10 protein-coding genes are annotated in these 12,390 nt (G+C 41.1%); 6 read left to right on the top strand and 4 right to left on the bottom strand.

Annotation, left to right across the window (positions count from 1 at the left end):
- Positions 1 to 45: 45 nt before the first annotated feature.
- The gene (locus Q8W26_RS03530; protein WP_101214121.1) at positions 46 to 2,592 is read right to left on the bottom strand and encodes a VolA/Pla-1 family phospholipase; all 2,547 of its coding nucleotides are present in this window, start codon (positions 2,590 to 2,592) and stop codon (positions 46 to 48) included.
- Between the two features lie 410 nt (positions 2,593 to 3,002).
- On the opposite strand from Q8W26_RS03530, the gene Q8W26_RS03525 reads away from it, so the two are divergent.
- Positions 3,003 to 3,746 (top strand): YciK family oxidoreductase, encoded by a 744-nt coding sequence (locus Q8W26_RS03525; RefSeq protein ID WP_101214120.1) that lies wholly within the window; start codon positions 3,003 to 3,005, stop codon positions 3,744 to 3,746.
- A 23-nt stretch (positions 3,747 to 3,769) separates the two neighbouring features.
- On the opposite strand, the gene Q8W26_RS03520 is transcribed toward Q8W26_RS03525, so the two are convergent.
- Positions 3,770 to 4,036, bottom strand: coding sequence for a DUF1289 domain-containing protein (locus Q8W26_RS03520; RefSeq protein ID WP_101214119.1), 267 nt, complete (start codon positions 4,034 to 4,036; stop codon positions 3,770 to 3,772).
- Positions 4,037 to 4,360: 324 nt separating this feature from the next.
- Here Q8W26_RS03520 and purU point away from each other — a divergent pair, with 324 nt between their 5' ends.
- From purU to Q8W26_RS03505, 3 genes are all read left to right on the top strand, one after another.
- Positions 4,361 to 5,212: a formyltetrahydrofolate deformylase gene (purU, locus tag Q8W26_RS03515; RefSeq protein WP_101214118.1), complete on the top strand. Its 852-nt coding sequence runs from the start codon at positions 4,361 to 4,363 to the stop codon at positions 5,210 to 5,212.
- A gap of 16 nt (positions 5,213 to 5,228) precedes the next feature.
- Positions 5,229 to 6,026, top strand: a complete 798-nt coding sequence (gene gloB, locus Q8W26_RS03510; RefSeq protein ID WP_305472298.1) for a hydroxyacylglutathione hydrolase — start codon at positions 5,229 to 5,231, stop codon at positions 6,024 to 6,026.
- Between the two features lie 108 nt (positions 6,027 to 6,134).
- Positions 6,135 to 7,754 carry a LysM peptidoglycan-binding domain-containing protein gene (locus tag Q8W26_RS03505; RefSeq protein WP_101214116.1) on the top strand — a complete coding sequence of 540 codons (1,620 nt, stop codon included), beginning with the start codon at positions 6,135 to 6,137 and terminating at the stop codon, positions 7,752 to 7,754.
- Positions 7,755 to 7,798: 44 nt separating this feature from the next.
- Here the strand turns inward: Q8W26_RS03505 and nagZ are convergent, their stop codons facing one another.
- Positions 7,799 to 8,827 (bottom strand): beta-N-acetylhexosaminidase, encoded by a 1,029-nt coding sequence (gene nagZ / locus Q8W26_RS03500; protein ID WP_305472296.1) that lies wholly within the window; start codon positions 8,825 to 8,827, stop codon positions 7,799 to 7,801.
- 151 nt (positions 8,828 to 8,978) lie between these two features.
- Here nagZ and Q8W26_RS03495 point away from each other — a divergent pair, with 151 nt between their 5' ends.
- Complete coding sequence (locus Q8W26_RS03495) at positions 8,979 to 10,352, top strand: L-serine ammonia-lyase (RefSeq protein WP_101214114.1); 1,374 nt, start codon at positions 8,979 to 8,981, stop codon at positions 10,350 to 10,352.
- A 75-nt stretch (positions 10,353 to 10,427) separates the two neighbouring features.
- Here Q8W26_RS03495 and cysB read toward each other — a convergent pair whose 3' ends face one another.
- Entirely contained in the window at positions 10,428 to 11,411 is a 984-nt protein-coding gene (cysB, locus tag Q8W26_RS03490; protein ID WP_101214113.1) for an HTH-type transcriptional regulator CysB, read from the bottom strand.
- Positions 11,412 to 11,683: 272 nt separating this feature from the next.
- Here cysB and Q8W26_RS03485 point away from each other — a divergent pair, with 272 nt between their 5' ends.
- Complete coding sequence (locus Q8W26_RS03485) at positions 11,684 to 12,385, top strand: sensor histidine kinase KdpD (RefSeq protein ID WP_101214112.1); 702 nt, start codon at positions 11,684 to 11,686, stop codon at positions 12,383 to 12,385.
- Positions 12,386 to 12,390 lie beyond the last annotated feature (5 nt).

Raw genomic sequence — 12,390 nt, 5'->3', positions numbered from 1 at the left:
ACCGCTCAATGAGCGGTATTTTAAAATTGAGCCTATCAAACTACACTATTTAATAACGGGTGAATTTGAAGTCACTTTAATCATCGTGCCACCTGAAGCTATAAAAGAAGCTAATTGAGTATGAATCTCCGTCAGTACTACTGTGTTAGCGTCTACAGAACTACCACCATATAACGTACTATTGGTTAATAACGAACTATGATGCCCATCAGTGAAACGAACAACACCAGCAACTTGAGCACCATTCTCACCCATAACAGAACTATTAATTGGATCAAGGTTCATATTTTCAACCAAAGGTTCGGTGCCTGAAAGCATAAAGTTAACCGTTGTATTTGGAATAACTTGGTCAGGTAAGCGTGTATCATCCCCCGGTGTCCCGACAAACTCCATCACATGGATAGCATCGGTATTTTGGCTGATGGTTGTAGCATAGTTAATCGGGTCCCCTGAATCTAACAATGTTTGAGCAGCAACAGCAAACTCTTGCGAAAACGGTCCGTAAACAGCGTCGACTAAAGCGTTATACTCTGGTGCACCAGCATCTTTCATTGCTAAAAGGGTTACTTCATCAATCCCTTGATCAGCAGCAGTAGAGATTAATAGTGACTGGAATTGACTTGACGCAACTAACCCCTCTTTAATTGGGCCGCCTAAACCAGGAGACTCCAATAAGAATCCAGCAATACCACCGCCAGGCGCTGCAAAAGAAGCCGCCTTAATAGTATACGGGTTAAATGGTATCGCTTGGCCTGTTGCCGGGTCAATCACAGGCTGATTTGCCACGGCAGTAAATGTAATACCAGTGACTGAACCCAGTGATTGACCTAAGAAACTCACATTAAATGGGTCAATTGCTGTGCCAAGCTCAGGCAATTTATTAACCGCTAAACGTAGTGCAAGTAAATCAAGTTCTGATTGACGTAAGTTATCTCGTGCCGTCAATAAACTCGCCACATTAAGGTAAGCCTCAGGTTTACCATCAGCACCAGATGCTGATAGTGGCACCTCGATACCGCCCATCGCCTCAGGTAATTTTACACTCCCTGCACGATCACCATGGAGTGGATGGTCAATTGCAATGACAGCAATACCAGCTTCAGCCATACTACCAGCAAAACTTAACAAGGTTTCTTTGGTGCTCGTAATTCCATGGGAGTAAATTAATACAGGCCAGCCAGAGTCAGGCATTTCAAGAAGCTCTTTATCACTGGCAACGCGCAAGGCGTTAATCTTATCAAGGTTCGGTAAAGAAACTAGCACAGGGCTTTGTTCAATAGATTGAACAGCAGGAATCGGATTGAATTTGGTTGTGTGTCGGCTTTGGTCTAGTTGAACTGGACCCACTGGCGTTTGCACAGTAAACGTCATTCCAGCAAGTAACGCCGGATTACCGTTAAAGTCAGGTCGTCCAAAAGCGGCCTGTTGGGCAGCATATTGTGTTGCAAATGACTCTTGCGATAGTGCACCAGAGGCTAACGCACCCAACACAGTAATCGGGCTATCACCCATGGCATGAAAACGGCTATATAAACCAGAACACGTTGTTGCAGAAATGGTACTGTCTTGGTTAGTCAATTGACAGTTGTCGGCCGATGGTTTTTCTAAGTAATAAGGCGCATGTAAGGTCGATGTGTAAATACTCGCGCGGCTTGCACCTGTATAAACGGCCATACCTTGTGGTGTCATCGGGTCAATTTGACCAGCATTTACCAGTAAATCACCAGCGTTAGCCATTGTATTTACCAAAGGCTCAATCACCGGCTGGTTAACAAGCATTAACGCTTTGGCAGTAGATAATACATCATGGCTAGATTGTGTGGTAAATGCAGCAGTATAAACTAAGTCATTTTTATCAACACCGGCATTAGCTAAACCTGACTCATATGAATTTACCAGAGTTTGTAACGTAAGTTGGCTAGGTAAAGGTAATGGTGCTGTTGCTACATCCATACGAACAGATTCATACGTTGATGAAGGGGCAATTGGATTATTATTGCTATCTTGAATCAAGTTTGTGATAGCCAAAATATAACCTTGGCTCGCAGCCAGAGGCTTACGAGGCACAATAACAATGCTATTACCTTTAGCTGTCGTGATAAAGTCTTGACCAAACGTCAATTCCTCACCTACCTTACAAGCACTTACCGACGGTTGAGCGCTACACTCTGCATCTGGGGATAGTGGCCCACCAAGTACAGCTTTGAATAATCGAACCGCACCAGGTTGCTCTGCCGTCTCAGCAAGCAATGACACACCGTCTTTAGTGCTAACTTCAATTTTAAATGGGGCTACTGTTGACCATCCGTCTAACGCACCCACCGCTGTGGTTGGATCGGTATAATCAATCACTTGTCCAGCTGCAACAGTTTCACTTGGTACATTTATCGTGCCATCGGTTGTGCCACTAAATAGCAAATCGTTAGGAATAGCCATTACTGCATTGGCTGGGTCGAAAACAATACGTGATAGTGGTTGGCTTTGTTCACCACTTTTCTCGACGTCTTTTTTAATATCTTCGATACTATCACCACTACAGCCCGTCAGGCCTAGCGCACTAGCCACTGCAACACTTAGCAATAATTTTTTCATAAAATTCCCCGTTTACTATAGTTATTATTTTTAATTTCTTCGCTAAGCTTGCTAGAATAGCTAAAAATTTAGAGAGTTAGCATGATCAAAATAACAAAACGTGACCGCTGGCTCCATGAGTCACCTTTAAAACACACGTTTGTTACAAGCCTTAGCAATCAAACTAGTCGCTTGTAGAAACTGAACATCAGACAATTGCATTTCGATTTAATAATATAACACAATCGATTATAGTCATTTTGTTTGCTAATAGCGCCAACTTAACCTAAAGGAAGCTAATAATCTATACCTTAGTGGTACATTTTTTGTTAAAAAGCGCACCGATTTCATCCGCACATTTAAAACAACCATTTTAAATGTGAGTTACATATTAGATAAAAAGCTCTAATTATTTTCGAGTAGGAAGATTAATGTTAGATTATACAATAAAAGAAAACGCCTTATTAAACAAAGTAATCCTAGTGACTGGTGCTGGTGACGGCATCGGCCGACAAGCAGCAATTTCCTATGCAGAACAAGGGGCTAGTGTTATTTTACTAGGAAAGACAGTCAGTAAGCTCGAAGCTGTCTATGATGAAATCATTAATGCTGGTTACCCAGAACCTGCCATCATTCCACTCGATTTAAAAGGTGCTACAGAACAACACTACATTGATATGGCAACGACCATCGAACAACAATACCAGCGTTTAGATGGACTTTTACATAATGCTGGAATTTTAACGGTGTTATCTCCTTTTGAACAAATTGAACAAGATAGTTTTGATGATGTAATGCAGGTTAATGTCAAAGCACCATTTCTGATGACTAAAGCATTGCTTCCTTTAATGAAGAAAACTTCAAACAGCTCAATTGTATTTACATCAAGTGGTGTAGGAAAAAAAGGCCGAGCGTATTGGGGAAGTTATGCTATCTCTAAGTTTGCCACTGAAGGTATGATGGAAACCTTATCCGATGAACTAGAAAATACTTCTGTTCGTGTTAACGCAATTAACCCAGGTGCAACTCAAACAAACATGCGTGCGCGAGCTTATCCAGGCGAAGACGCGACACTTTTAAAAACACCAAAACAAATCATCGCCCCTTGGTTATTTTTAATGGCCGATGAGAGTGCGGATGTCACAGGCCAATCTATTGATGCACAACCCAAATAATAGCAAAAATAGGTAAGGGTCACCTACTTATCAAAAAGCGACAAGTTCGCCCCTTTTGGGAGGACTTGCTGCTCTTTTTTTGCTTTATCCCTTTCAATACGCTTACGCCGACGCTGACACAACATAAGAACTTTACTTTTATCACCATCACTCAGTTGTTGCCAATAAAATCGTTCATCCCTGCTTCTAAAACATCCTTTACAATAGCCTCGGTTATTCACCTCACATACACCGATGCAAGGGCTATCAATGGTGAATAATTGCAATTGATCACGCAATTCATCATTCATATTCTGCCCTCCTTTAATGTCACCCTAAGTGAAAAATCCCGACTCTGTTGCGATATGCTAGCCTAGAGATAAAACGCATATAATAAACAAACCTAGGGGCCTTATTGGGCAAGGCGATTGATTAGCTTATAGCTGGTTATTGAGGCTAAGAGCAATACCGTTCCTGTTTGTTTTTACTGGCTCTAGTGATTAAATATTTAATGCAATGGCTATGACTAAAGGTGTAGGGATAACCGAGCAAAAAAACAACACCACTAGTGAAATTTTACAATGGTTTGTGCTACGGTCAATAGTTCATTTATCTAATCATTCAGAGGTAGCTCAATGGAGCAAGTTTATCGACTGACTATGTCTTGCCCAGATCAAGTCGGCATTGTCGCAAAAATAAGTCAGTTTATCGCCCAGTATAATGGCTCTATCCTGGAAGCAAATCATCATACTGATACCCAGAGTCAATGGTTCTTTATGCGCCATGAGATCACTGCTAGCTCCATCCCTTTTGGCTTAGAAACATTTAAAGAGGCATTTTCACCCATAGCCAATAGTTTACAAATGCAGTGGAACATCAGTGATAGCAACCAAAAGCCTCGCGTCATTCTTATGTGTAGTAAAGAGTCACATTGTATCGCTGATATTCTAAATCGCTGGCACAGTGGGGACCTTGATTGTGACATCCCCTGTGTTATCTCAAACCACCCTGACTTGAAAGACTTAGTAGGTTGGTACGGTATCCCCTTTTATCACGTACCGATAAGCGAGGATAAAGGTGAACATTTTACCAAAGTCAGTGAGATTATTGCGATGCACAAGGCGCAGACAATCGTTTTAGCAAGGTATATGCAGATATTACCACCGACAGTATGCCAACAATATCAACATAAAATTATTAATATACATCACAGTTTCCTACCGTCATTTGCCGGAGCTAAGCCATATCATCAAGCCTATGAACGTGGGGTCAAACTGATCGGTGCCACTTGCCATTATGTTACGGAAGACCTTGATGAAGGTCCTATCATCGAACAAGATGTGGCGAGAATTAACAACCGCATGCAGGCGCATGATATGGTAAGGTTAGGCAAGGACGTAGAAAAGCTAGTGCTAGCTAGAGGGCTTCAAATGCATCTTGAAGATCGTGTTATCGTCCACCATAATAAAACAGTTATTCTTGATTAATTAAACGGTTACTTCCATGACAACAGCTACAGCACCCTACCGCACAGTCGCATTACCTGCATTTAACGATAATTACATTTGGTTGTTAGTTAATGATGATACAAAATGTTGCGTAGTCGTCGACCCTGGCGATGCCGCTGTTGTTCTTCAAGCGATTAATGAACACCAGTTAACGTTATCAGCTATTTTAATCACTCATCATCATAACGATCATGTCGGGGGCGTTAGTGAGCTTGTAACTCAATTAAACCGTGAAATCCCTGTATATGGCCCTACTATTGAAGCGCAACAAGTTGTCACCAAACCCTTGAAGCAAGATGATGTCCTTGTATTAGAGTTCATTGCAGCAACATTTACTGTCCTTGATATCCCAGGACACACTAAAGGCCATATCGCCTTCTACGATAAAAGCAGTCTTTTTTGCGGAGACACTCTTTTTTCGGTTGGCTGTGGCAGAATGTTTGAAGGCACACCACAACAATTTAGCCAATCGCTCGATAAGCTGGCTAAGTTACTCCCATCTACCTTGGTATATTGTGCTCATGAATACACACTCAGTAATATCACATTTGCGCAAGCAGTAGAGCCTGATAATCAGGAGTTGCAGCATTATCAGCAGCTTTGTAAAACGCTAAGGGAGCATAATCAAGCCACCATACCAACCACCATTGGTCATGAGCTTAAAGTAAATCCTTTTTTACGTCTCAATGTTACCGAAGTACGCAATAAGATCATTCAGCACTTTCAAGCACCACAAAAAATCAAGCAATGTGAATCTTTTGCTCTGTTACGTAAATGGAAAGATGACTTCTAGAAAAAATACTTTAACCCTCTGATTATTGGCGATTATCCATCAAGTTACATATTCGTTACGCTTGATGTATAATGCTTCACCCATTTTAGTCGTTTTAAAGGCTCCGCTTTGTCAAAAGTTTCTACCTATTCCCTGCTTTCCGTGGCATTACTCTCTCTAACAGGTTGTCAATTAACCTCGACTGCGCCAGAGTTAATAACCACTCAACAGAACACAGTGCAGCCTCAACCTATCGACACTAATTCCCAAGTTGATGAAAAACAAAGTCAGGAAAGTGCTGTACTAGCAGTGGAACAGCTTAAGCAAGAGGCAGTTTTAAAGCCTCTAGAGCCACACCAAGTAGAAAACTTGTGGCAACGGATTAATATGCAGTTTGCGCTCGAACACCCTCAAAATGAGCAAATCCTGAGACAGCTAAATTGGTATAAGAAACATCCAACCTATATAACTCGCATATCAAAACGTGCGGAGCTTTATCTCCATTTCATCGTTGAAGAAGTGGAGAAACGCAATCTACCGATTGAAATCGCATTGTTACCCGTGGTTGAAAGTTCATTCGATCCCTTTGCCTATTCCCATGGTCAAGCTTCTGGGATGTGGCAAATTGTATCTGGTACAGGCAAACGTTTTGGCTTAGATCAAAATTGGTGGTACGACGGTAGACGTGATATTTATGCATCCACCCATGCTGCACTTGATTACTTGGAATATCTCCATAAATATTTTGATGGGAATTGGCTTCATGCCCTTGCAGCTTACAACTCAGGAGAAGGAAGAGTTCGTCGAGCAATCAATAAAAACCGCAAGGCAGGTAAAAAAACAGATTTTTGGTCATTAAAACTGCCGAAAGAAACTCGTGATTATGTGCCAAAGTTATTGGCTTTTTCAGAATTAATTCGAGAACCTCAAAAGCACGGTATGAAATGGCCACACCTTGATAATCAAGCCGTGTTGACTCGGGTTGACTCTAAAAGTCAAATCGATTTGGCCACAGCAGCTGAGTTTGCACAATTGCCATTAGAGAAATTACATAAACTCAATCCTGGATTTAGCCAATGGGCAACGGATCCTGATGGTGATCACCTCTTGATGTTACCAATTGCGAACGCAACAGCATTTACAACAGCAATTGCCAATACCACAAAGTCTGATCGTATGAAGTGGTTACGCTATAAAATAAAATCAGGTGATAGTCTAAGCACGATAGCACACCGCCACAAAACCAAGGTTTCTGTCATTAAGAAGATGAATGACCTATCATCTAATAACATTCGAGCAGGTCAGCATATACTCATACCAACTTCTGCTGCAGACGGCTCTGTCTATACCCTTTCATCGCTCAACCGCATCGCGAAACAAAGTAATACATCTCGCCGAGGCAGTAAGAGTAACTATACCGTAAAAGCAGGTGATAGCTTGTGGACGATTGCCAAGAAGTATAAGGTAAACCACAAGAGCCTTGCCAAGTGGAACAGCCTAGGCCTTAAAGATACTTTAAAACTGGGTAGAAAGTTAGTAATTTGGCATGGAAGTGATATTAAAGTCGCTAAAAATACACGCACTATTACTTATAAAGTAAGAGCCGGTGACTCAATCGCACGGATTGCGCAAAAATTTAGCCTCAAAGTTTCCGATGTTGTTAGGTGGAATGCACTTGATAAACAGCGCTTTATTCAACCCGGGCAAAAATTAAAACTTCATATTGATGTCACTAAGAGTAATGCTTAATTGTAAATGAAGCTGGTAAGTGTGACTTACCAGCTTCTTCGTTGTTATTTCCTAATCTTAGCCGCCATTGCAACTGCACCGTCCCAGCGCTCACTCTGTTGTAAACTTTTTAGGTTTACCTGCTTACTTTTTAACATTCTTCGTAAGCGCTGTTGTGATGATTTCTGTGCATCCAATGACACAATCTCGTTATAGCGATGCTCGGCAAATGATAAAACTTCTTGAGCAGCGTCGGGGTTATTGCAAACGAGTGCCATATCACAGCCAGCAGACAATGCTGCTTGGGTTCTCTGACAAAAGTCCCCCGCTACACTGGCACCTTCCATCCCAAGATCATCACTAAAAATAACACCATCAAAAGCCAGTTCAGTACGTAATACCTCTTGTAACCAATACTTAGAAAAACCAGCAGGCTTATCACAAAATTGCGGGTAAATCACATGCGCGGGCATTAATGCATCAATGGCCTGCGCTTCTATCAATGAATCAAAAACCGATTGATCTAAAGATTTAATGTGTTGTTTGCTCCGATCGTCAACAGGTAAGTCGATGTGTGAGTCTGCCACTACGCTGCCATGTCCCGGAAAATGTTTACCTGTACATGCCATTCCAGCTTGACTCATGCCATTAATAAACCCACGTGCCAACTGGATAACTTCATCAGGCTGACCTGAAAACGCTCGTTGACCAATTACATTGGAACAAATATCTAGATCAAGAATTGGCGCAAAACTGATATCAATATCAAATGCTAGTAGCTCGCTAGCCATTAGCCAGCCTAACTCAGTTGAAGATTCTATTGCTTTTTGTATATCACCTTGATGGTATTTTAATATAGCCCCCATTGCAGGTATTTCTGTAAATCCCGCTCTAAAGCGTTGAACTCGTCCGCCTTCATGATCCACTGCAATGATAAAATCCGGTCCTGTCACTTGACGTATTTGCGCAATTAGTGAAGTCAATTGCTTAATGTCGGAATAGTTACGGCTAAACAATATGAGTCCACCGACCAGTGGATGTGCAAGTTGCTCCTTTTCTTTGTCACTTAAAGATAACCCTTGTATATCAAGCATCAATGGTCCCACAACACACTCCTATTCCTGCGAAAAATTAATTAAATTATTGAACGCCCTCATATATTTTATACAATGTATTTGGGCTATCACGAGATGTTAGTGTACCATTGTCTAATAGTTTTATTTCAAGTTTCACAAAGAGAAAATAATGATAAGTGTTTTTGACATGTTCAGTATTGGTATCGGGCCATCGAGCTCCCATACTGTTGGCCCTATGCGCGCAGCTGTACGTTTTATTAAAGAGTTAGAACAGCAAGGTCAGTTAAATGTAACAACGCACGTTAAAACAGAGCTTTATGGCTCGTTAGGACAAACTGGTATTGGTCACGGTACTGGCAAAGCGGTCATTTTAGGTTTAGCAGGATATGAGCCTGAATCAATCGATCCAGAAATTGTTGATGATTTTTTGGCGCAAGTAGAAAGTGAACAAACAATCAAACTTTTAGGTAAGCATAGCACTGCTTTTCCTCGTAAAGATGCCATTGTTTTTCACCGAAGAAAAAGTTTACCAACTCATGCAAACGCAATGGAACTATTTGCCTATAACGGCGAAGAACTTTTATATAGCAAAGTGTATTACTCTATTGGTGGCGGTTTCATTGTCGATGAACAAGAAATAAGCGCACTAAAAGAACAGCAACCAGAGCAAGATTTAGCAAAATACCCATTTGATAGTGCTAATGAGTTACTTAGCTTATGTCACGAGCATGGCTTAAGTATTTCTGCGCTGATGATGGAAAATGAGCGTCAAATAGCGTCTGAACAAGCTATCACGGATGGCCTAGTTAGCATTTGGCAAGCAATGAAAAACTGTGTCGACCGAGGGATGCGCCGTGAAGGGATTTTACCGGGCGGGCTCAAGTTACGTCGTCGTGCTGCCTCATTACGTCGCCGCTTATCTGCTGAAAACGGTACTAATGCCGATCCATTATCTGCTATCGACTGGGTAAACCTATTTGCAATGGCAGTCAATGAAGAAAACGCAGCTGGTGGACAAGTTGTGACTGCGCCAACGAACGGTGCAGCAGGTATTATCCCCGCAGTACTTTGTTACTACGATAAGTTCATTCAGCCAGTGACTAATGAAATTGCAGTACGTTATTTATTGGCCGCTGCAGCTATCGGTATTCTTTATAAAAAGAACGCTTCTATTTCTGGTGCAGAAGTTGGCTGTCAGGGTGAAGTCGGTGTGGCGTGTTCAATGGCAGCGGCAGGTTTAACTGAAATTATGGGCGGCACAGCTGAGAATGTTGAAAACGCTGCTGAAATTGGCATGGAGCATAATTTAGGCCTTACATGCGACCCTGTTGGCGGTCTCGTTCAGGTGCCTTGTATTGAACGTAACGCTATGGGTGCAGTTAAAGCGATCAACGCTTCTCGTCTAGCACTTCGAGGGGACGGACACCACAAAGTATCTCTGGATAAAGTTATCAAGACAATGTGGGATACTGGAAATGACATGAAGAGTAAATATAAGGAAACTGCTCGCGGCGGACTCGCCGTTAATATTGTCGAGTGTTAGAAAGAGACAAAAAAGGGGGGTGATTTGTTCACCCCCCTTTTTTATGCTGACTCGCAAGTAACGCTTGGCGAAGATTTATCGCATTGGCAATTCAATATCTTTGAATAACTTATCAATTTGGTCATGATCGCGCATATTAGATGCCTCAGATACAACATTACGTGTTAAATGTGGTGCAAATTCTTCGATAAAGTCATACATATAACTTCTCAAAAACGTTCCCTTTCTAAAGCCTATTTTCGTTGTGGCGTAACCGAATAAATGATTAACATCAATAGCAACTAAATCTTTATCAACTTCTTTGTCAATGGCCATCGAGGCTAACACACCAACACCTAAGCCTAAACGTACATAAGTTTTTAACACATCAGCACTCGTTGCTGTAAAGACAACGTTAGGCTCCAAACCTGCCTTATTAAAGGCAACTTCTAAGTCTGATTTGTTTTGAAAGCCAAATACGTAAGTTACTAGTGGGAATGCAGCGATATCCGCAATTTCTAGCTTTTTAGTTTTCGACAGGATGGCAAGTGGGTGGTCGGCATTAACAACCACAGAGCGACCCCAGTGGTAACAAGGCAGCATAATTAAATCTTCATAGAAATGCATCGATTCAGTTGCAATAGCAAAATCAGCATCACCCTTATTGGCCATTTCACTTATTTGCGCTGGTGTTCCTTGATGCATATGCAGCGAAACTTTTGGGTAATGCTTAATGAACTTACCAATTACATCAGGGAGTGCGTAACGTGCTTGTGTATGTGTCGTAGCAATATTTAACGCCCCTTGGTCAGGTTTGGTGTGCTCATATGCGACAGCTTTAATACCTTCAACCTTTGATAAGATGTCATTAGCAATGTTAATAATATCTTGCCCTGCTTTAGTTACATGGGTTAAATGCTTACCGCTGCGGCCAAAGATTTGAATCCCTAGTTCATCCTCAAGCATTCGTACTTGTTTACTAATTCCAGGCTGAGAAGTAAATAAGCTTTCAGCCGTTGCTGAAACATTTAGATCATTATTATTGACTTCAACAATGTATCTCAGTTGTTGTAATTTCATCTGGTCTTCCTGTGCTGAAATGGCATTTACATAATAATAGCGTTGGCAATATTTATCTTATTGAGAATGTAATAAAGCTACACATCTATGACAAATGGTTATATATAATTAAAAGATACTACAATTTTGGAATAAAGGATAGCGTTAAATAATATGATGGGCTTTATTTTTACTCGGCCTGAGCAAGATCAATGATGTTAAGTTTTTGCCCTTCTGAAACGGTATGATATGATGATCTAACATGTAACCTTTGTTTTTATAAGACATATTTTATGAACACACCAGCAAATGACAAAATCAATTACAATAAAGTGCTGTCGTCTGTAGCATACGATATGCGTAATTCCCTGACGCTCATGTTCCAAACCTTGCAAAATATTGCTAGTCAGTTAGAGAACAACCAGCAACTCACCTCCGAAGAAATCGTTGATATGAATTACCAAGTTCAACGTCTTAATGGTGGGTTAACGCAACTAATGTCCTTACACTCGGCTGATGATGACAAACTCGCAATTAATGTGACTACTGAGCTAGTCAAAGACATGTTAGAGTCTGTTATTTGTCAAAATGATTTGTTTAGCTCTGCAAAAGGCATCAGTATTGAACTCATCGCACCAGACGATTTAACATGGTGCTTTGACCAAGATTTATTGTCATTTTTAATTGACGATGTATTAAGTAATGCAATTCGTTACAGCCGTCAAAAGATCATTATCAAAGTAGATATTGTCGATGGCATGCTAACCATTGAAATATTGGATGACTCACCAGGTTACCCAAAGGCAATGCTGGACGCTGCCGCAGAATCAACAGACATCACTCAATTAACCAGTAGTTTTGGTCGAATGGGCATTGGTCTGCTATTCTCTAAGTTAATCGTTTTTGCACATAAAAATCAGACGTTACACGGCCAGATTGAATTATCAAATGATAGTCAATTAGGCGGTAGCTCTTTCATAATAAAATTACCATAATCAAT

It is taken from the genome of Psychrobium sp. 1_MG-2023 (assembly GCF_030689115.1).
Classification (GTDB): domain Bacteria; phylum Pseudomonadota; class Gammaproteobacteria; order Enterobacterales; family Psychrobiaceae; genus Psychrobium.
Note: the sequence above shows the minus strand (reverse complement) of the source record. Positions and strands in the feature narration are given on the sequence as shown.